At 66.7% G+C, this 21292-nt stretch carries 16 protein-coding genes and 1 tRNA gene; 6 read left to right on the top strand and 11 right to left on the bottom strand.

The window, feature by feature from the left end; genetic code table 11:
• Window positions 1-82: 82 nt before the first annotated feature.
• The 6 genes from ACN20X_RS07560 to ACN20X_RS07535 form a co-directional block, all read right to left on the bottom strand.
• Window positions 83-1033: an NUDIX hydrolase gene (locus ACN20X_RS07560; protein ID WP_013804059.1), complete on the bottom strand. Its 951-nt coding sequence runs from the start codon at window positions 1031-1033 to the stop codon at window positions 83-85.
• Window positions 1034-1231: 198 nt separating this feature from the next.
• Window positions 1232-2380 (bottom strand): PDDEXK nuclease domain-containing protein, encoded by a 1149-nt coding sequence (locus ACN20X_RS07555; protein ID WP_047217472.1) that lies wholly within the window; start codon window positions 2378-2380, stop codon window positions 1232-1234.
• A gap of 431 nt (window positions 2381-2811) precedes the next feature.
• A complete protein-coding gene (locus ACN20X_RS07550) occupies window positions 2812-3699 on the bottom strand; it encodes an SMI1/KNR4 family protein (RefSeq protein ID WP_310042432.1) in 888 nt (295 codons plus the stop codon).
• The gene (locus ACN20X_RS07545; RefSeq protein WP_016447966.1) at window positions 3696-4238 is read right to left on the bottom strand and encodes a CbrC family protein; all 543 of its coding nucleotides are present in this window, start codon (window positions 4236-4238) and stop codon (window positions 3696-3698) included. The genes ACN20X_RS07550 and ACN20X_RS07545 overlap by 4 nt, the downstream gene beginning before the upstream one ends.
• 159 nt (window positions 4239-4397) lie before the next feature.
• Window positions 4398-5492: a redox-regulated ATPase YchF gene (gene ychF / locus ACN20X_RS07540; RefSeq protein ID WP_016447967.1), complete on the bottom strand. Its 1095-nt coding sequence runs from the start codon at window positions 5490-5492 to the stop codon at window positions 4398-4400.
• A gap of 69 nt (window positions 5493-5561) precedes the next feature.
• Window positions 5562-6428, bottom strand: coding sequence for an MOSC domain-containing protein (locus ACN20X_RS07535; RefSeq protein ID WP_034347768.1), 867 nt, complete (start codon window positions 6426-6428; stop codon window positions 5562-5564).
• 175 nt (window positions 6429-6603) lie between these two features.
• Between ACN20X_RS07535 and ACN20X_RS07530 the strand changes: the two genes are divergently transcribed.
• From ACN20X_RS07530 to ACN20X_RS07510, 5 genes are all read left to right on the top strand, one after another.
• Window positions 6604-7749 carry an FAD-dependent monooxygenase gene (locus ACN20X_RS07530; RefSeq protein WP_026062153.1) on the top strand — a complete coding sequence of 382 codons (1146 nt, stop codon included), beginning with the start codon at window positions 6604-6606 and terminating at the stop codon, window positions 7747-7749.
• Between the two features lie 144 nt (window positions 7750-7893).
• Window positions 7894-8610 (top strand): DsbC family protein, encoded by a 717-nt coding sequence (locus ACN20X_RS07525; RefSeq protein ID WP_016447970.1) that lies wholly within the window; start codon window positions 7894-7896, stop codon window positions 8608-8610.
• Window positions 8611-8731: 121 nt separating this feature from the next.
• Window positions 8732-10654, top strand: a complete 1923-nt coding sequence (locus ACN20X_RS07520; protein WP_473210416.1) for a M61 family metallopeptidase — start codon at window positions 8732-8734, stop codon at window positions 10652-10654.
• A 95-nt stretch (window positions 10655-10749) separates the two neighbouring features.
• The gene (locus ACN20X_RS07515) at window positions 10750-11529 is read left to right on the top strand and encodes an enoyl-CoA hydratase (protein WP_034390562.1); all 780 of its coding nucleotides are present in this window, start codon (window positions 10750-10752) and stop codon (window positions 11527-11529) included.
• A gap of 129 nt (window positions 11530-11658) precedes the next feature.
• Window positions 11659-11735, top strand: a tRNA-Met gene (locus tag ACN20X_RS07510).
• A gap of 106 nt (window positions 11736-11841) precedes the next feature.
• Here ACN20X_RS07510 and ACN20X_RS07505 read toward each other — a convergent pair.
• The 5 genes from ACN20X_RS07505 to ACN20X_RS07485 form a co-directional block, all read right to left on the bottom strand.
• Entirely contained in the window at window positions 11842-13044 is a 1203-nt protein-coding gene (locus ACN20X_RS07505; RefSeq protein WP_016447973.1) for a DUF1513 domain-containing protein, read from the bottom strand.
• Complete coding sequence (locus tag ACN20X_RS07500; RefSeq protein WP_473210415.1) at window positions 13028-14122, bottom strand: imelysin family protein; 1095 nt, start codon at window positions 14120-14122, stop codon at window positions 13028-13030. Before ACN20X_RS07500 ends, ACN20X_RS07505 begins: the two co-directional genes overlap by 17 nt.
• Entirely contained in the window at window positions 14122-15618 is a 1497-nt protein-coding gene (locus ACN20X_RS07495; RefSeq protein WP_473210414.1) for a di-heme oxidoreductase family protein, read from the bottom strand. The genes ACN20X_RS07500 and ACN20X_RS07495 overlap by 1 nt, the downstream gene beginning before the upstream one ends.
• A gap of 104 nt (window positions 15619-15722) precedes the next feature.
• On the bottom strand, window positions 15723-16919 hold the full coding sequence (locus ACN20X_RS07490) for an imelysin family protein (RefSeq protein WP_016453160.1): 1197 nt from the start codon (window positions 16917-16919) through the stop codon (window positions 15723-15725).
• 249 nt (window positions 16920-17168) lie between these two features.
• Window positions 17169-19337, bottom strand: a complete 2169-nt coding sequence (locus tag ACN20X_RS07485; RefSeq protein WP_473210413.1) for a TonB-dependent siderophore receptor — start codon at window positions 19335-19337, stop codon at window positions 17169-17171.
• Window positions 19338-20073: 736 nt separating this feature from the next.
• Between ACN20X_RS07485 and ACN20X_RS07480 the strand changes: the two genes are divergently transcribed.
• Window positions 20074-21231: an MFS transporter gene (locus tag ACN20X_RS07480; protein ID WP_259649132.1), complete on the top strand. Its 1158-nt coding sequence runs from the start codon at window positions 20074-20076 to the stop codon at window positions 21229-21231.
• Window positions 21232-21292: the final 61 nt, after the last annotated feature.

Here is a 21292-nt window from a genome sequence, read left to right as displayed (position 1 = left end):
CGGGCTTGAGCGAGGAACTTATGCTAGATACGAGCATAAGTGCTGTCAAGCCATTGTCACAATCGGGCAAGTGCCGTGCAGCTCAGGGGGAACCGTCGATGCCCTTGGCCAGCGGCAGCTTGCTGCCGGAGATGGCCCGCTCCAGCAGCACATCGCTGCGAAAGCGGAACAGCTTGGCCGGCCGGCCCGCCGAGCCCACCGTGAGCTGGCCGGTCTCCTCGACCAGATCCTGCTGCTCGATCAGGCGGCGAAAGTTCTGCTTGTGCAGCCCGCGCCCGGCCAGCGCCTCCACCGTCTGCTGCAGCTGCAGCAGCGTGAACTCGGGTGGCATCAGCTCGAACACCACGGGCCGGTACTTGATCTTGGCGCGCAGCCGCGCCATGCCCGTGGCCAGGATGCGGCGGTGGTCGTGGTGCATGGCCTCGCCGGGCAGCATGGCGGCCGCGCCATGGACGCGGTGGGCCGCCTCCTGCACCAGTCCGGCCTCGTACAGCAGCTCGTAGCGCTGCAGCACCATGTCCTCGTTCCAGGGCCCGCCGTCCAGGCCGAAGGCGATGTCCGCGCGCTGGCGCCGCAGCGCACGCTGGGCGCCGCGCGCCTCGGCCATCCAGGCATGCAGGCGCGGAGCGATGTGGGAGCGCAGCAGGGCCGGCTCGCCGCCGCGCCAGTCTTCCCAGGGAAAGTAGCGGTACCAGTCCTGCCAGACGGCCTGCCCCGCGCTGCGGTCGGCAGACTCGCGCGTCAGCCCCAGGTAGCTGACCGAGATCACGCGCGCCCCGCTGGCATCGGTGCGATCGCCATCGGCAAAGGTGTAGAGCTGCTCCATGTAGCCCAGCGGGTGATGGGTCTGCTCCTCCACCCAGGCGCGCAGGCCGGCCTGCAGCGAACGGTGCCCCACCTCGAACGGCCCCGCCGGCAGCAACTGCCCGTCCGCCGTGGTCAGCACGCGCGGTGTGCCCTGGGTCACCGCCGCCAGCACGGCGACGAGTTCGGCATGGATGGGAGAGGCTGCGGGACTGGTGGGGTGGGGCACGAAGGTGAGGGAGGTCGGTTGGCGGGATGGGTGATTATGGTGGGTTGCAGGGGCGGCTTCGAGCCCGGCACAGCAGACCGCCACGGGCCATCGGACGGTCAAATTCAACCTGTTGAGCGCTGGCGTGTTTTTCTATCGCATGACTACCCGCGGCGTTCGAGCTGTCGCAGGTACTTTTCCAGCAGCCCGGCGGTGTGCTCATTCATGCCCGCCTCCCAGCTCGCGCTCGATCTGTTCGATGCTGGGCAGGCTGCTTTGCAAGGTTTCCGGCAAGGCACGGGTGAGCTCGAAACCGGAAACGCCGATGGGCTTGTCCACGCCGCGCAGCGCATACTCGGCCAGCACGTGATTGGGTTTCTGGCACAGGATCAAACCGATGGTGGGTTGGTCGGTTGCGTGTCGCAACCTGTCGTCCACAACGTTGCAGTAGAAGTTCATCTTGCCCGCGTATTCAGGCTTGAAATCGCCCCGCTTGAGGTCGATGACCACGTAGCAACGCAGCTTGAGATGGTAGAACAGCAGGTCTATGTAGAAATCGTCTCCGGCAAGGTCCAGGTGGTATTGGCGCCCCACAAAGGCGAAGCCCTGGCCCAGCTCCAGGAGAAATTTTTCCAGATGGGTGATCAGACCGGTTTCCAACTCACGCTCATGGAAACCTGATTCCAACGTCAGGAAGTCGAACAGGTAAGGGTCCTTGAGCGTTTGCTGTACCAGGTCGGAATCCGGCGGAGGCAGGCGCAAGGCGAAGTTGCTGGCAGCTCTGCCTTGTCGCAGGTGCGCGGCTGTTTCGATCTGCATCAGCAGGACACTGCGGCTCCATCCGTTTTCGATGGCTGCGCACATGTACCAATGGCGTGCGCCCGGCTCCTTGACCTTGGCGATCAGCTCGGCGTGGTGGCCCCACGGCAGGGACAGCAGAACATCAGCAGCAAACACCTGTGCGCCATCTGCCGCCACCCCCGGCGCCAGGCGGCTTTGTGCCACAGCCTGTGGCACTTTTTCGCCGGGGGCAAGTTGTGCCACGGCCTGTGGCACTTTCTCTGTGCTCCCGGCTGTGGCAGCCAGAGAGGGATACTCGCGATAAAAAGCCAGCATGCGCTTGATGTTGCGCTCGGAAAAACCTTTTTCCTCCGGCAGTTCGTTGTGCAGATCCCTGGCCAGCCGAGGGATGACTGCGGCACCCCAGCCTTCCCGCTTCTGGCGCTGGTCGATCAGTGCCCCGATATCCCAATACAGGCGGATCAATTCGGCATTGACCGCCAGCATGGCCCGCGTCTGGGCATGGCGGACACGCTGCTTGATATCGGCCAGCAGTGCCGGGTAGTCGGCGGGCAGGTGGGTGCTCATACTGCGCCCCCGCTGGTGGCCCTGAGTGCGTCCGGAGGGAATTCTTCGCGCACCTCGGTCCGGGCGTCACATCCAGCCTTTTCCATAGCCTGCGTGATGAACTTGGTACAGATATCGCGTTCGCCAAGCGCCTGCTTATCCATAGGACGTGATTCCTTTCTTGCTGGCGTTACCTTGCTCGGGCCTGTCTTTTCACCCTGTCGGGTGACGACGGGTCATCTTACGGCGCTCGCTCCGAAACAGCCTGGGCCTCTGCAGAGCGATCCGGCACGATCGGAAGCTCAATGTCCAGGCACCCCGCGGGACATCTGCATTGCATTCCCGCAGAAGAGTTCGGCACGGATGGGAGGGGCTGCGGAACTGGAGGGTGAAGGCGGTCGGTTGGCGGGATGGATGGCTATGGTGGGTTGAAGGCGCCGGCCTGCCCCCGGTCAGGCGTGCGCGTTCACACGGCCGCCGAGGTGCTGGTCCACCATGGCCTTGGCCTGTCCCAGGCTGCAGCCATGCTCGCTCTGGCAGGCCCTGATGGCCGCCATCTTCTGCAGGGGATCGGCGGCAAGGGTGCGCCAGTCGATCTTTGCGGGCTCTGGCACCAGGCCGGGCTGCGTGCTGCCCTCGTCCGATGAACACACTTCCCAGCGCGCCACGACGGGAAAGGAAAGGTCCACGGCGGGCAGCCTGTCCAGTTCGGCCGCCAGTTCATCTTGTGAAATCAATGAAGCCACCTGGCGAACACGCGCCCGGGGCCCGTCGCGCCAAGGCCTGATCTCCAAGGGACGCCGGCAGAAATCCTGCAGATAGCCACCCAACTCCTGCGTCATGAAGCGCGTGGTCTGTGCGACATCGGCCCGCAACAATTGCAAAGCCTCCGGCTCCGAGAATTCATCCAGCTGATCGCTCAGGTCCGCAAAGGCCTGCAGAAATCCCGCGCAGACAAAGTCATCGAAGCAGGCGTGCGAAACGCTGCTGGCCTCGTCATCGTGCAACACCAGCGCCACGCCCACGCCATGCGTGTCCAGCGGCGTCAGGCACCAGGCATCGCCGGCGCCCGACTGGGCGAATGGCAAAAAGCGCCTGCCGTTCTGCGCGGAAGGATTGAGCCAGCCCTCGATGATTTCCCGGCTGGCTTCGGCGTCTATCCATTCGAAGTCCTGCCAACTCATGAACAAGGGCGGGTCCTGCAGGCAGCGCTGGCGCCAGGTATCAGCCCAATCCGGGCCGTAGTGGGTCTTTCCCGATGCCAGAAATTCCTTCAACAGTGGCGGCAAGGCAATGCCGGTCTGGGTGGAGAGCGTTTCGTAGTCGATCATCGGGTTCATCCCACATCCATATGCAGCCTATGCTCGCCGCAACGCACGCACCGGAAAAGGCAGCCTGAAATCATGCCGTCCTTGGACATCCGCTCCAGCATCCACTGGGCATCCTTTTTGTAGATGCCTTCCATGTCGGGCAGGACTTCAGCAAGGAAAGGCTCTACGGTCTGCCTGTCGGCGTGACCCAGGAAGACGCAGGGCTCGTTGCAGTGCGTGAGCCACACGGGCTGCTGCCAGGCCCTGTAGCCGGGCGTGCGCAGCGATACTTCCAGCAGCAGCTCCCTGGCGATGGCGGGCTCCGGGTCTGCCGGATCAGGCGACACGCCTTCGATATCGGTGTATCCCACAAGTTCGCCGTCGTATGTCTCGCAAGCCTGCCCGCTGGCAATGCACCAGGGACACAGGTAGTCGGGGCTTTGCTGGCTGTAGAACGGGCCTTCGTACTTGAGGCTGCGGTTTTGTCCGCAGCAGGAACACACACCCTCTTCCTGCTCGAAGACGGCTTCGTAGGCACCGGGATGGAATCTGAAATGCGGGCGGTCCATTTCAAGGTCTCTCTTTCCCCAATGGAAAGGCGCCATTGTCCATGGACGTTCGGTGCGTGGGACCGAATCGATCCAGACATGAAAAAACCGCGCACAAGCGCGGTTTCCTGAGGTGGGCGAGAACTGCTTTTCAGCAGTTCTGCCGCGGCATCCGTTGCCTCAGACGTTGAACAGGAAGTTCATCACGTCGCCATCCTTGACGACATATTCCTTGCCTTCGGCGCGCATCTTGCCCGCGTCCTTGGCGCCTTGCTCGCCCTTGAAGGCGATGAAGTCGTCGAAGGCGATGGTCTGGGCGCGGATGAAGCCGCGCTCGAAGTCGCCGTGGATGACGCCTGCGGCCTGGGGGGCGGTGTCGCCGACCTTGATGGTCCAGGCGCGCACTTCCTTGACGCCGGCCGTGAAGTAGGTCTGCAGGCCCAGCAGGCCGAAGCCGGCGCGGATCAGGCGGTTCAGGCCGGGTTCTTCCAGGCCCAGTTCCTGCAGGAACATGTCGCGGTCCTCGTCGCTCATCTCGGCCATTTCAGCCTCGATCTTGGCGCAGATGGCCACGACGGGAGCGCCCTGCGCCTCGGCATAGGCCTTGAGGCTGTCGAGCAGCGGGTTGTTCTCGAAGCCGTCTTCGCTGACGTTGCCCACGAACATGGCGGGCTTGGCGGTGATCAGGCAGAACTGCTTGAGCAGGGGCGCGTCTTCCTTGGAGACGGGCACCGTGCGTGCGGGCTTGCCCTGGTCCAGCGCAGCCTGGATGGGGGTCAGCAGCGCCACCAGCTTGGCCGCTTCCTTGTCGTTGCCCGACTTGGCGGCCTTGCTGTAGCGGTTCAGCGCCTTCTCGACGGTGGCCAGGTCGGCCAGGCACAGCTCGGTCTGGATGACCTCGATGTCGGCGATGGGGTCCACCTTGTTGGCCACGTGGATGACGTTCGGGTCTTCGAAGCAGCGCACCACGTTGACGATGGCGTCGGTTTCGCGGATGTGGGCCAGGAACTGGTTGCCCAGGCCTTCACCCTTGGAGGCGCCGGCCACCAGGCCGGCGATGTCCACGAATTCGACGATGGCCGGGACGATGCGCTCGGGCGTGATGATGTCGGCCAGCTTCTGCAGGCGCGGATCGGGCACTTCCACCACGCCGGTGTTCGGCTCGATGGTGCAGAAGGGATAGTTCTCGGCGGCGATGCCGGCCTTCGTCAGCGCGTTGAAGAGAGTGGACTTGCCCACATTGGGCAGGCCCACGATGCCGCATTTGAGGCTCATGGCAGGGCTTTCTACAGGGATTCTGGGGACAAACCCCGTATTTTAGTCAACCGGGCATTTCCTGTCGTTTCAGGCGAACTGCCAGTCGCCGGCCACGGACTGGCCAACAGCCAGTTCAGCCCCGTCGTGCAGGCCTTCCAGCACGGCATTCATGCCGAAGGTGATGGCACCATCGACACGGTCGTCCTGGCGGTAGGCACGGATGGCATCACCCACGGCGGTGCCCTGCACGGCCGTGACGGGGTCGATGTCGGGAATGGGGCAGCGTGTGCAGGGCTTGGCCATGCGCAGCCGCAGGCCCCGGGCATCGAGCACGTCGAACCCGTCGACCCGGTCCTCGTCGTGGGCCTCGAGGCCCTCGATCACGATGTTCGGTCGGAAGCGGCGGGCATCGACGGCGGGCTGGCCGGCGGCCTGCAGGCGCTGGTTGAGCTCATCCACGGCCGCCTGGCTCAGCACCAGCAACGGGTAGCCGTCCGCAAAGTGCACGGGCGCGGCCTCGCCGCCTGTCCAGCGCTCGCTGGTGCGGCGCGGCGCGGCCGGGTCGAAACGCACCAGGGCGCAATCCGCGCCCAGGGCCTGGGTCAGCCAGCGCGCTGCCTCCGGCCCCATGTCCCAGGCCTGGACCCCATCCGACCAGACGCGCGCCTGGCGCACCGGGCCCGTGGCCTGCAGCGGGATGCGCAGGGGCGGGAGCTGGGGGAAATGCAGGACCAGGTGGCCGGCCTCCAGCTCGGGGCGTATCCAGGCCATGCGCGGATGGTCGCGCTGGGTCAGGAATTCGCCGTTGGCATCAACCACCATCCAATGGCGGTCCCAGGCCAGGCCCGTGGCGCCGACGCCGCTGCTTTGCAGCGCGATGCCCGCGCAGGATTTGACGGGATATACCCACAACTGGGCAATGCGGCCCTGCACGTCTCTTTCTTGGTCAAACATCGGATAGCTCTTTTTGGGGAAATCTGGAGTGTGTATGCCATCCATGGCGCGAATGGCGCCATGCGATGGGCGGCAATATGCCAGATGGCGACGCAGGCTGCGGCACATCACGCCAAAGCCGGAGTTTGCGCCAGTTGGAATCCCCGGCATGGCCCGGACTCCTACAATGCCGGCCATGGCGCAAACCTTTGATGTATGTATACGCGGGGCCGGCATCGCAGGCCGGACCCTGGCTCTCCTGCTGGCCCGGGAACGGCTGCGCGTGGCCCTGGTGGTGGCCGCTCCCACCGGCAACGCGCCCGATGTGCGCGCCTACGCGCTCAATGCCAGCGCACGCGGCCTGCTGGACAGCCTGCGCTGCTGGCCGGACGACGAGCACGCCACGCCCGTGACGCAGATGGAAGTCTTTGGCGACCTGGACGGCCATGTGCTGTTCGACGCTGCCCGCCAGGACGTCGACGCCCTGACCTGGATCGTCGATGTGCCCGCGCTGGAGCAGCGCCTGGCCGAGGCCGTGCGCTACCAGCCCATGGTCGAGGTGGTGCACCAGCCCGTGGCCGCGCCGCTGACGGCCATCTGCGAAGGCCGTGCCAGCCGCACGCGCAGCGAATTCGGCGTGGACTTCGCCGTCACGCCCTATGCACAGCACGCCATCGCCACCCGGCTGCACTGCGAGCTGCCGCACGGCCAGGTGGCGCGCCAGTGGTTCACGCCCGAAGGCATCCTGGCCCTGCTTCCGCTGGAAGGCCCCCAAGGCCACAGCGTGGCCGTGGTCTGGTCCATTGCGCGCGAGCTGGCCGATGGCTGGCTGGCCGCCGACACGCAGGATTTCACGGCGCGGCTGGAAGCCATCAGCCAGGGCGCACTGGGCCGGCTGGAGCTGAGCGCACCGCGCATGGCCTGGCCGCTGCAGCAGGCCGTGGCCGACCACTGGTGCGGCTCCATGCCTGACGGCGATGCACGTTCGGCCCGCAGCTGGGTGCTGGTGGGCGACGCGGCCCACAACGTGCACCCGCTGGCAGGCCAGGGCCTGAACCTGGGCCTGGGCGATGTGCAGGCCCTGGCCCGCGTGCTGCAGGAGCGCGGCTACTGGCGCAGCACGGGCGATCTGCGCCTGTTGCGCCGCTACGAACGCGAGCGCAAGGCCGCGCTGGCGCCCATGGGCCTGGCCATGGACGGGCTGCAGCAGCTGTTCAGCCGACCGGAGGTGCCGGTGCAGATGCTGCGCAACTGGGGCATGAAGGGCTTCGAGCGCTTCGGCCCGCTCAAGGACTGGATGGCGCGCCAGGCCATGGGCCTGGACCCGCGCAGCGGCGCCTGAGCCCGGCATGCAGGAATGCTTGCCGTTGAACCCTTTGCCGATTTGCGACTCGTACCCGTGCTCCGTGGCGCACTGCGCTGCGCACTCCCCCCTCAACCACGGCGCGGCCGGCCTGAACGCGGCCCCGCCCACCTCCGCATTGCCATGAAACTCTTCGCCTGCCTGCTGACGGCTGCCAGCCTGACCTGGAGCCTCGGTGTTCACGCCCAGGACGCCAACCTGCGCAAGACGCTGACCGAGCGCATTCCCCAGCTGGAAAAGATCGACGAAATCCGCCCCACGCCCATGTCCGGCCTGTTCGAGGTGCGCATCGGCACGGATCTGTTCTACACGGACGCCAAGGGCAACTACCTGATCCAGGGCGAGCTGATCGACACCAAGGCACGCCGCAACCTCACCGAAGACCGCATGAACCAGCTGACGGCGGTGGACTTCAAGCAGTTGCCGCTCAAGGACGCCGTGACCATCGTCCACGGCAAGGGCGAACGCAAGATGGCCGTGTTCGAGGACCCCAACTGCGGCTACTGCAAGCGCTTCGAACGCGACCTGCAGAACGTGGACAACGTCACCATCTACCTGTTCCTGTACCCCATCCTGAGCCCCGATTCGGCCGAGAAATCGCGCAACATCTGGTGCGCCAAGGACCAGGCCGGTGCATGGGCCGACCACATGCTGCGCGACAAGGTGCCGGCCGCCGCCCAGTGCGACACCTCGGCCGTGCAGCGCAACCTGGCCTTCGGCCGCAAGTACAAGATCACGGGAACGCCCACCGTCATCTTCACCAACAACACCCGAGTGCCTGGCGCCATCAGCGCCCAGGAAGTCGAGAAGAACCTGGCCGCAGCCGCAGCCGCGCGCTGATCGCCGCCTCGCGGGCCCGATGCCGGGCCCGCCCCTCTGATTCCCCTTGGCCGGAGCTTCCCGGCTCCAGCCCGCCGCAGCGGGCCCGGGCAGCCTCCAGGCCACACCTGCAGGAGCCCGAATGACCTCTCCCCTCGCCGCCACCGCCGCTGCCACTGCCGCAGCGGACATCCACTACCGCGTGCAGGCCCTTGATGTGGACGCGCACCTGTTCAGCGTGCAGCTGCACATCGCCCGCCCGGCCGCCGGCCAGACCCTGTCGCTGCCGGTCTGGATTCCCGGCAGCTATCTGGTGCGGGAGTTCTCCAAGAACCTCCAGGACCTGTCTGCCGAGCAGGACGGCCGTCCCGTCGCGCTGGCCCAGCAGGGCAAGAACCTCTGGCAGGTCGACTGCGCAGCCGGCGTGCCGCTGGTGCTCCACTACCAGTTCTGCGCCTACGACAGCTCGGTGCGCACGGCCTGGCTGGACCGCCGCCGCGGCTTCTTCAACGGCACCAGCCTGTGCCTGCGCGTGCACGGCCAGGAAGACACGCCGCATACGCTGCAGCTGCTTGCATCGGACGCCACGGCATCGTGGCAGGTGGCCACCGGCCTGGACGCCGTGGACGCCGATGCGCGCGGCTGGGGCCTGTACCGCGCTGCCCACTACGACGAACTGGTGGACTGCCCCGTGGAGATGGGCAGCTTCTGGCGTGGCGACTTCGTGGCCGCGGGCGTGCCCCACAGCTTCGTCGTTGCGGGCGCCGCGCCCAGCTTCGACGGCGCGCGCCTGGTTGCCGACGCACGCAGGATCTGCGAGACCGTGCTGGCCTTCTGGCACGGTACGGGCGAGCAGGCCACGCCCGCGCCCATGCAGCGCTATGTGTTCATGCTCAACGTGGTCGATGACGGCTATGGGGGCCTGGAGCACCGCAACTCCACGGCCCTGATCTGCGGCCGGCGCGACCTGCCGCGCGTGGGCGAGCGCAAGGCCGCCGAGGGCTACACCACCTTGCTGGGCCTGATCAGCCACGAGTACTTCCACACCTGGAACGTCAAGCGCCTGCGCCCCGCAGAATTCGCACGCTACGACTACGGGCAGGAGAACTACACCGAGCTGCTGTGGTTCTTCGAAGGCTTCACCAGCTACTACGACGACCTGCTGCTGCGCCGCGCCGGCCTGATCGACAACGCCCAGTACCTCAAGCTGGTCACGCGCACCATCAACCAGGTGCTGCAGACACCGGGCCGCCGCCTGCAGTCCGTGGCCCAGGCCAGCTATGACGCCTGGGTCAAGTACTACCGCCAGGACGAGAACACGCCCAACCAGACCGTCAGCTACTACACCAAGGGCTGCCTGGTCGCGCTGGCCCTGGACCTGCAACTGCGCCGCGAAGGCCGCAGCACGCTGGACGACGTGATGCGCGCGCTGTGGCAGCGCTGCCAGGGCGGCCCCATGCGCGAGGCCGATGTGCTGGCCGTGCTGCAGGAGCTGGGCGGGCGCAGCTTCGCCCCCGAGATCACGCAATGGGTGCACGGCACCGACGACCTGCCGCTGGCCGAGCTGCTGGCCGCCCAGGGCGTGCAGGCCAAGGCCGAACCGGCGCAGACTGCCCAGCGGCTGGGCCTGCGCGTACAGGAAAGCCAGGGCATCACCGTCAAGACCGTGCTGCGCGGCAGCCTGGCCGAGCGCGCAGGCTTCATGGCCGGCGACGAATGGCTGGCCATCGAGCTGCCCACCGGGGCCGAGGATGCACAGCCCGCACGCTGGCGCATCACCCGCCTGGACGATGTGGCGCTGTACGCAGGCACGGCGCTGGAGGTCGTGGCCTGGGTGGCCCGCGACCGCCAGATCCTGGCCTTCACCCTGCCCTGGGGCTCGGCCCTGCTGAGCGAGGCCGCCATGGTCGAGAAAACGGACAACGGCGATGCAAAAGCTGCCATCTCCAGCGCTCCACAGCTCCCGTCTCCCAGCAACCTCGCCCTGGAAATCACCGACGAAGAGGCCGTGGGACGCTGGCTGGGCAGCCGCGCCGACAGCCCGCAGGCTCCCGGCACGCCGTGAAACGCGGTGCAGGCGCGCACATGCACACACGCGCACCCGCGCCCCTGGCCGGTTATTCTTGAGCATCACGACGACAACCCCAGCAGGAGACTCCCTTGGCCTACGAAATGATTGAAGTTCGCGTCGAAGCCGACAAGGTCGGCATCATCACGCTCAACCGCCCCAAGCAGCTCAATGCGCTCAATGACCAGCTCATGGACGAGCTGGGCCAGGCCCTGCAGGCCTTTGATGCCGACGAGGCCATCGGCTGCATGATCATCACCGGCAGCGAGAAAGCCTTTGCGGCCGGCGCCGATATCGGCGCCATGGCCAAGTACAGCTTTGCCGACGCCTACAAGGGCGACTACATCACGCGCAACTGGGAAGCCATCCGCTCCATCCGCAAGCCCGTGATCGCCGCCGTCAGCGGCTTTGCCCTCGGCGGCGGCTGCGAGCTGGCGATGATGTGCGACTTCATCATCGCCGCCGACAACGCGAAGTTCGGCCAGCCGGAAATCAAGCTGGGCGTCATCCCCGGCGCCGGCGGCACGCAGCGCCTGCCACGTGCCGTGGGCAAGTCCAAGGCCATGGACATGGCCCTCACGGCCCGCATGATGGACGCCACCGAGGCCGAGCGCGCCGGTCTGGTCAGCCGCGTCGTGCCCTTCGACAAGCTCATGGACGAAGCCCTGGGCGCCGCCATCATCATCAGCGGCTTCTCGCAGATCGCCGTCATGGCGGCCAAGGAATCGGTGAACCGCGCCTTCGAGGGCTCGCTGGCTGACGGCGTCATGTTCGAGCGCCGCCTGTTCCACGCGCTGTTCGCCACGCAGGACCAGAAGGAAGGCATGGACGCCTTCGTCAACAAGCGCCCCGCAAACTTCAAACATCTCTGAACCTGCTGAAAGACACGCTACAATGCGCGTCTTCCGGCAAGGCACTGCAGGCCTCTCGCAAAGAAATTTCGAGAAATTTGCACAACTTCCCGGATCGACCAAAAATTCTGCATATAATTTAGGTCTTACGGCGCTTTAGCTCAGTCGGTTAGAGCGATGGAATCATAATCCACAGGTCCGCGGTTCGAGTCCGTGAAGCGCCACCAAACAAAGAAAAGGGTCTACGTGCAAGCGTAGACCCTTTTTTCTTGCCCGACGAACAGAGCGCGGGCACGCCGGGAGCGCACCCTGCTCGGCGCCCTCCCCCGGCTGCTAGCGGCGGCTCTTCAGCTCAATCCAGTGGTTGTCCAGCGCCATTCCAGGCACCGCCACCGTGCGCAACACCTGGCCGCGTTGTCGCAGCTGGGCCTGGCGCGCACCGCCCATCCACAGCGCAGGCTCGGCAGGCAGGGGCCGGCCGTTGGCATCGAGCGAGACGCTTGCGTTGGCCACGCAGTACACGCCTGGCATGGCATCGCCACGCAGCCAGCGTCCGCTGGCCTGGCCGTTGCCGGGCACCTGCCACCAGGTGACGGTGTTCACGCGCGGGCAACTGACGGCGAAGAGCTGGCCGTCGCAACCGATGTCGCCGCCATAGCCGGCCAGGGGCTCGCGCCCTTCGGGCAGGGGCACGGCATGCAAACGGTGGCCATCGAACAGGGCCAGCACGGGCGCGGCGGCGCGCGCTTCGGTGTCGCGATGCTCGGCCTGCAGCGCAATGCCCAGCCAGCGGCGCGCGGGCGCGTGGGCGACCTGCGGGCCCCAGGCCAGGTGGCGCAGGCTCAGGCGGCTGTCGTCCAGCTTCCAAAGGCCGGCACGGGCGCCGCCTTCTGCCGGCAACAGCCGTGCGATGGACGAATCCATGTGGTCCAGCTGCAGCTTGCGCCGGCCGGTCTCGGACTGCGTGGGAATGCCGCCGTTGGCGACCATAAGCGTGCCGTCTGCGTCCAGCAGCAGCTGGTGCGGGTCCATGCCGCCCGTGCGCCATTCGGCGATCTTCTCCAAGGTGATGGCATCGCGCACGCCGATCAGTCCCTGGGCATCTTCCAGGTCGGTCTCAGTGGTGTAGAGATGGCGGCCATCGGCGCTTTCGATGACATGGCCGTTGAAGAAGCGGTCGGGCTCTATCCACTGCCATTGCGCATCCTCGGCGGCCTGTCCCGGCTTCAGACGCACCAGCCAGTCGCCGGGGCGGCGGCTGGCGAAGACCACGGAGCCGTCGCGCAGCGCGGCCATGCCATGGGCGCGCGTAGGCACATCCAGGGCCTGCAGCACCTGCAGCGGCCTGTCCACCTGCGCACTGGCCTGCACGATGCCGACACGCATCTGCTCGCCCTGCATCCAGGCCGCAGCCAGCGACCGTGCCGGTCCAGACGGCCTGGCCGCATGGGAGGTTGCCAGCGGCATGGCAGCCAGCAGACCCAGGCCCTGCAGCCAGCGGCGGCGATTCAGCGCCTGCTCAATCCCCGTCGGCATCCGAGAACCCGATGTTGACTTCCAGCGCAGGCGCCACCTCGCCTTCCATGAGGCGCTTGAGGCGCGACAGCGGCTTGGTGGCGGCATCGACGGCCTTGGCGGTCGGCTCGGTCAGGGCGCGCATGCCGGCATCGGCCTCGTTGACGGCCTTGAGCCAGCGGTCGGCCAGCGGGTTGAGGCCACGGCCGCGCAGGTAGGACTCGATGGGCACGATGTCCACGCCGGGCCGGGGCACCTTGCGGTCCACGCTCACGGCCAGCGTGCGCAGGCCCTGCCAGTGCGCGCGCCAGACCTCGACGGTGCTGCCGCTGGCCAGGTGCTCCCAGGCGGGGGGCTTGCTGCCTGCACTGCCCGCACTGCGCAAGGGCTTTTCCATGTCCGCCCAGCGCAGGCGCTCCAGGCCGCCGACCCACTGGTTGATGAACTCGGCCATGGCTTCGGTGGTGGCATCGCCGTCCTCGGACCAGTCCTGGGCGGCAAGCTTGGCAAAGCCATTGCGGAGGATGCCCATCTCGGCGCCGATTTCCTCGGCCACCAGGGTGGCATAGGCGCAGGCCGGCGTCTGCGGCTCCACGGGCTGGGTCCACAGCAGGTTCTCGAGCGCCGGGTATCCCTTGGCGGGTGCGCCGATGCGCTCCATGGCGGCCAGATCGGCGGGGGCCGACTGTATGGCCTTCTTGAGCAGGGCCGGGCGCATGGGGCGGAAGTCCACCAGGCGTGCCGAGCGGCGCTCCACCAGCGGCCCCAGGGCCACGGCCGAGAGGCTGCTCCACTGCCGCGACGATTGCACATAGGCCTGGCGCGCCGTCTGCAGCGTGGCAGCGGCCGATCCCGCAGGTGCCGCAGGTGCTGCGCAATGCGCGCGCAGCGCCTGGTTCAGTGCCTGGGCGGATTCCTGCGCGGCCTTGGCCTGGGGCGAGAACCATTGGCCGTAAAGCCCCTGCACGGCATGGGCCGTGTTGTAGAAGGGGATGGCCATGTTGGCCTCCACTTCCTGGGCCTGGGCCGGGGTGGTGGCCAGCAGCGCCAGCGCGGCGGCGCAAAGGGTTTGGCGAGGGGTCATGCGCATGCCTTGCATCAGAGGGACTCCACAAATTTGACCAGGGCTTCACGGTCTTCGGCGCTGAACTGGCGCACCTGTTCGCGCGCGGCTTCGGCCTCGCCGCCGTGCCAGAGGATGGCTTCCAGCACGCCGCGCGCACGGCCGTCGTGCAGCAGGCGCTGGTGGTTGTTGACATCGGGCAGCAGGCCTATGCCCCACAGCGGCGGCGTGCGCCACTGGCGGCCTGAGGCCTTGAAGTCGGGCCGGCCGTCGGCCAGCGCATCGCCCATGTCGTGCAGCAGCAGGTCGGTGTAGGGCGCAATGGTCTGGCCCGACAGCGCCTTGCTGCTGAGTGCCGGCGACAGCGCGGGGAACAGCGCCCCGCCCGTCTTGTACGAGGGCCGGTGGCACTGCGCACACTGGGCCTGGTGGAACAGTGCCTCGCCACGGCGCACGGCAGGGTCGCTGGCGTTGCGCCGTGCAGGCGGCGCCAGCGTGGCCTGGTAGAAGATCACGTCGTCCAGCACGCGGTCCTCGATCTCCACGCCCTCGGCGCCGTTGCCGTTGGGCGCGGCCAGGCAGTCCTTTTGCGCGGGCGTGCAGGTCTGGTGCGGGAAACGCTTCGATGTGATGCCGATATCGCCCAGGAAGGCCGAAGCCGTCTGGTGGGCAATGGAGGCCACGTTGGCCTTCCAGCCGAAGCGGCCCAGCATCATGCGTTCGCCGTAGGCATCCCAGACATAGTTGGGCTGGCCCTTGATGGGGCCGCCCAGGGCCGCCTGGGCGGCAGCGTTGGCCAGGATCTCGGACTCCGGGATGTGCTCCAGCAGGCCCAGGCCGATGACCTGGGGCGCAATGCGCGGGCTGGTCATCAGGTTGGCAGCGAGGGGGCCGTAGTTGAGCGCAGCCAGCTCGTAGACCGGCTTTTCCAGCGTGTAGGCCGTGCCGTCGGCAAAGCGGCCATGCACCTGTTCATAGCGGATGCGCAGCTGGCCCTCGCCCTTGACGCCCAGCACGCCCTCGGTGTTGAACTGGTCGCCATAGACCGGGTCCGGCACCGGGCTGCCGTGCGGGCCTTCGCCCGGAATGGACAGCCGCATGAGCAGGCCCGCGAACGGCTGGGGCTTGAGCGGGTTGTGGAAGTCGGGCGGCTGGGCGCGGCCGTCCTGCACATGGCAGCCGCCGCAGGAGCGCGCCAGGAAGTGCGGGCCCAGGCCATCGCGCGCCGTGGTGGAGGCCGGCGCCTGCACCCAGTTGCGCTTGAAGAAGGAGTTGCCGATGACGAAGCGCGTGCGCTCGGCATCGTCCAGGTTGGCGGCAGGCAGCGAGAAGGCGTTGCGGCCCGTGGCGTGGACCGTGGTCTGGCCACCCGGGGGCAGGGGCTCGCCCGGTGCCGCGAACAGCAGTTGCGCCGCAGGCGTGGACGCGGGCATCGGCTCTGGCGGCGCGGCAGCCTTGGACTCCTGCTGTTGCGCCGAGCAACCCAGCAGACTCAGGCAGGCTGCGGCCAGCAGCAATGGGGAAAATTTCATGGTGAGGGCGACCCTGCAAATGCCATGGCCGCCGAACCCTTTCGGGGGCGGCGGCCTTGGCGCATGGGCGTGAGAGGGGTTGGACGCTTGGGGTGAATGTTCTTTTAGTTGGCCTTGGGGTCCACCAGGTTGAGCTGGGTGATGCCGACGGCATTGGCCGCCTCCACCAGGTCCTTGCTCTGCTGGACCAGGCTGTCGATGGTGGCCTGGATCTTGGCGCGCGAGGCCGAGTCGCGCGCGCCCTGGATGGCCTGGTCGAACGGCGCGGGAATGGCCTGGGCCGCCTGCACCGACTGCGTGATCTGGCGCGTGGTCCTGTCGGCCAGCGCGCTGTCCTTGGAGGCCACCCAGTCCCTGATGCCCGGGCCTTGCAGCTCGCTGCCGTCCAGGCGCTTGTAGCTGCCCTGCCAGACGTTGAGGATGCCCTGGGCATTGGTCACGGCATCGCGGTGCGTGTTGTCCGAGAAGCAGGAGTGCTCGTCTTCCTGGTCGCGGCTGGCCAGGGCCACTTCCAGGCGCTCGCCGGCCAGCTCGCCGCGCGACAGCGAACCCAGGCCCACGAAGATGCGGCGCAGCGCGTCGTCGGGCTTTTTCTCGAACTGGGCGCGGAAATTCTTGGCCGAGCCGGGCTTCCACTGGTCGGCCACCGACTGCAGATCCTCGATCAGCAACTCGGTCACCACCTTCAGGTACTCGCGGCGGCGGTCGGCATTGGATTTCTTGCCATCGACGAAGTCGGTGTAGGGACGCGCGCCCGGTCCCTTGTCATTCAGGTCCTGGCCCCAGAGCATGAACTCGATGGCGTGCCAGCCGGTGGAAACGTTCTCCTCGCCGTCATGCTCGTTGAGTTCGGCCAGGCGCTTCTTGGTGATGGCTTCCTTGCGGTTGTTGATGATGCCGGCATTGGGGTTGCCTTCCACATAGTCCACATAGGACTCGTCCATGGGCCAGGCGTTGATCTGGCCTTCGGGTCCGTCATCGTTGTCGATGGGGCCCGCGTAGAAGCGGAAGGCCTCGGTCTGGCCGTAGTACTCGCGTGCATCCAGCCAGGCCTTGCGCGCATTGTTCAGGCCCTGCTCGCTGGGTGATGCGAGAAAGGCCCCGATGGCTTTCTGCATGGTCTTGGCCGAGCTGATGGAATCCGAGTAATTGGCGTGCACCAGGGTGCCGTAATGCTTGACCACCTCTGCAACGGAGAGGTTCTTCTTCACGGGCTGTTGAACGGTGCCGGCGGCTGCGGCCTGGCTCATCGGGGCGGCCGCGCCCAAAGCGAGGGCGGCAGCAATCAGGATGGGATGCATGGCAGAAAGGATCGGAGGTTGGAGAACTCGGAATGCCAAACTGTAATGAGAATTGTTTTTATTGGCAAAACCTGCGAGATATCGCCGCACTGCACCGCAAGGTCATAGACGGACCCGGGCGGCCAACGGGCAGTGAACGGACGGCAATGGGAGCGCTTGCGGCGCACGGGCCGCAGCGGGCGCCAGCCTAGCACGGCGCCCTTGGCGCCAGGGCCAAAGACCCCGCGCTGGCGCAGCGCGGGCCGGGCCTCAGAACTTGTAGTTCAGGCTGACATTCACCGAGCGCGGCTCGCCCCAGGTGTAGGTGCTGTAGTAGCTGAAGATGGTGTAGTACTTCTTGTCCAGCAGGTTGCGCACGTTGACGGTGGCCGACAGCTGTTTGCTGAACTCGTAGCGCGCCATCATGTCCAGCAGCCAGTAGCCCTTGACGGTGTGAACGGCCGTGCCGCCCGATGGCGTGGAGATGTCGCCCCAGGTCTTGTGCTGCCAGCGTGCGCCGCCGCCCACCGTCAGGCCGGAAAGCGGGCCGTCCAGCCTGTAGCTGGTGTGCAGGCTGAACTGGTTGGAGGGCGTGAGCGTGGCCACGCGCTTGCCTTGGTCGCGCGAAATGGCATGCGAGAAACCGGCCTGCAGTTGCCAGGCGGGCGTGATCTGGCCGGATATCTCCGCCTCGAAGCCGCGCGTCCTGACGCCATCGACGGCCCGGTAGGCCGTGGCGCCGCCGGGCGTCAGGCCGCCGGTCTCGATACCGAAGTTGTCTTGCTGAAGCTGGAACAGCGCCGCCGATGCATTGAGGCGGCCGTCCATGAAGGCCGCCTTGACGCCGACCTCGGCGTTGTTGCCGCGCAGCGGGTCCAGCGCCTTGCCGCTCTCGTTTTGCTTGGACTGCGGGCTGAAGATGCTGGTGTAGCTGGCGTAGACCGAATAGTTGCCATTGAGGTCGTAGATCGCGCCCACATAGGGCACGAAAACGCCGGTCTCGCGCTGACCCTGCACCTGGTTGCGATAGTTGGACCAGCGCCCGCCCGTGATCAGCTTGAGGTCGGCCGCCAGGTTCCAGCGCGCCGCCGTGTACAAGCCCTGCTCCTTGGTCACTTCGCTGTTCACGTAGTCGGGTGAGGCGCCCCACACCGGCAGGCGCGAATCGCCATTCCAGTGGTAGTAGTCATTGACCGTGGACACATAGTCGGCGGGCAGCTGCCAGTAGCCATCGTTCTTCCAGTGGCGCCTCGCTACGCTGGCGCCCAGCACCAGTTCGTGCTCGCGCCCGCCCAGCGAGAAGGGCCCGCTGGCGTAGGCATCGAGCGCATTGCTGGTGGTGCGGCCTATGTACTGGCCGCGCCACAGCGACACGCCGGAGCCATCGGCCGGGTTGGGGAAGCCCGCAGCCGCCGCGCCCAGGTTGGCGTTGTAGCCGTTGATCTGGTGGTTGAACTGCGCCTTGGCCACCCAGCCGTTGCCGAAGCTGTGCTCCAGCGTGGCAAAGGCCGTGCGCGTGTACTGGTCCCAGCGGCTCCAGCGCGTGCCGTTGTTGTGCGAGCGCGGCATGTCATTGAATTGGCCATCGGCATTGAGCAGCGGAATGCCGCCCCAGGTGGAGTTGACCGGACGGTTGTTCTGCGCATCGCCGCCCAGCGTCAGCAAAGTGCGTGGCGTCAGGTCCATTTCCACAATGCCGTACAGCGTCGCGGTCTTGCGCGAATAGCGGTCCATGAACGAGTCCTTGTCCTGGTAGGCGGCCACGCCACGCGCGCGCACGCTGCCGCTTGCATTGAGTGCGCCGCCCACATCCACCTCGGTGCGGTAGTTGCTCCAGCTGCCCGCAGAGATGGACGCATGCCCGCGGAAATCGCGCGTGGGCTTCTTGCGGATCAGGTTGATGGTCGCGCCCGGAGTGCCGCTGCCCGTGAGCAGGCCGGTTGCGCCCTTGAGCACCTCGACGCGGTCATAGATCGCCATGTCGCTGAGGGTGTTGCCGGCCGAGTACGCGGAGTCGCGCATCATCGGAATGCCGTCGTACTGGAAGTTCTGGATGGCGAAGCCGCGGGCGTAGTACTCGGTGCGCTCGCTGTCATAGGTGACGATGCTGATGCCGGGCGTGTGCTCCATCACCTGGTCGATGGAGGTGAGGTTGAAGTCATCCATCTTCTGGCGTGTGACCACGCTGATGGACTGCGGCGTCTCGCGCGGCGTCAGCACCATGCGCGTGGCTGTGGCAATGGTGCCCGGCGTATAGGAGCCCGAGCCTTCGGTCACCTCGCCCAACTGGTTGGAGATCACGTTGACCGTGGGCAGCGTGGCCGGGTTCTGCGTGTCCGGCAATGCCTGAGCCTGAGCGGACAGGGCGCCGATGGCAAGGGAGATGGCCAGCGCAAGAGGCGCAGGGCGATGGCCGGGTTGAAGGCGATGCAGTGGCATGAAATGCTCCGGGAGAACAGCAATACGGCAATAAAAAAACTTCCTCGCCATGCCCTCCGATGGGTCGAAGGGCATGAAGAGAAAGCGAATGCGATTTGTTCTCATTATCGTTTCTTCAATTGTCTGGGCCATCGGCAGCACAGGGGCTGCTGCATCCGCGCAACACCCGAATCCGTCCCGCGCCCGCCGGGCAGTACCAGCCGTCCATGCCGTAGAAGCTGTCTGGCAAGCCTGCCCTACTTGCCTTGTCCGGCCACTTCCCTTACCATTGCGCCCGCCCGCATGGGAGCGCCCTTTTCACCGGGCCTGCCCGCAGCCTCCAAGCCCTGATCGCCCAGCCGATTCAGGGCTTTCGCTTTTTGCAGAAGCGGTCTTTTGGCGCTGCACCTTGCGCTCTGTCTTTGCGCGCAGCCCCTGCCATGCTCCGGCATGCCGGCCGCCCAGCTTGTTTTCCCACCAGGACTCCCGTGCCCATCGCCTTCCCAGGATGCAGCACACGCGCAGCGTGTCCGCACGCCGGCTCAGCCGGCGGCGCAGGCGTTTTGCGTGGTGCCTCACCCCAGCGAGAGCGCGCGCCGTCCTGGCTTTCAAGGATCTTCACGTGACCACCACTTCCTCCGGAGCGCTCGCAGCCCATGCTGCCGGCGCCAGCACAGACACGCATGCCGGCGCCCATGCCACCCAGGTCAATGGCTACAGCTGGAAGGCCCTGGCCGGCTCGGCCGTCGGCTATGCCATGGACGGCTTCGACCTGCTGATCCTGGGCTTCATGCTGTCGGCCATCTCGGCCGACCTGCACCTCACGCCGGGCCAGGCCGGCTCGCTGGTGACCTGGACGCTGATCGGTGCCGTGTTCGGCGGCATCTTCTTCGGCCTGCTCAGCGACCGCTACGGGCGCATCCGCGTGCTGACCTGGACCATCATGCTGTTCGCAGTCTTCACGGGCCTGTGCGCCTTCGCGCAGGGCTACTGGGACCTGCTGGCCTACCGCACGATTGCGGGCATCGGCCTGGGCGGCGAGTTCGGCATCGGCATGGCACTGGCCGCCGAGGCCTGGCCTGCCCGCCACCGCGCGCGCGTCTCGTCCTACGTGGCCCTGGGCTGGCAAATGGGTGTGCTGGGTGCGGCGCTGCTGACGCCGCTGCTGCTGCCCCTCATAGGCTGGCGCGGCATGTTCCTGGTGGGCGTGATACCGGCCGTGGTGGCCTGGGTGATTCGCAACAAGCTGCACGAGCCCGAGGTCTTCGTGAAGCGCCAGCAGTCCGCCACGCCCTCGGCCCGCGTGCCGGTGCTGCAAAGCCTGAAGCTGCTGGTGAAGGACCGCGCCACGGCCAAGGTCAGCCTGGGTGTGATCGTGCTGACCTCGGTCCAGAACTTCGGCTACTACGGCATCATGATCTGGATGCCCAGCTTCCTGTCCAAGCAACTGGGCTTCAGCCTGACCAAGTCCTCGATATGGACTGCCGTGACCGTGGTGGGAATGATGGTCGGCATCTGGGTCTTCGGCCAGCTGGCCGACCGCATCGGCCGCAAGCCCAGCTTCCTGATCTTCCAGCTGGGCTCGGTCATCATGGTCGTGCTCTATTCACAGCTGTCCGACCCTACGGCCATGCTCTGGGCGGGGGCCCTCATGGGCCTGTTCGTCAACGGAATGATGGGCGGCTACGGCGCCGTGATGAGCGAGGCCTATCCCACCGAGGCGCGCGCCACCGCGCAGAACGTGCTGTTCAACATCGGCCGCGCCGTGGGCGGACTGGGCCCGGTGGTGATCGGTGCGCTGGCCATGAGCTATTCGTTCCAGGTGGCGATCGCCCTGCTGGCGGCCATCTATGTGCTGGACATGCTGGCCACGGCCTTCCTGATCCCCGAACTCAAGGGGCGCGAGCTGTCCTGAGCGGTGCGGGCAACGGCCCTGCCATGCAAAGAGCTGCCGATGGCAGCTCTTTTTTTGTCCG

It is taken from the genome of Delftia sp. PX-1 (assembly GCF_055797465.1).
Note: the sequence above shows the minus strand (reverse complement) of the source record. Positions and strands in the feature narration are given on the sequence as shown.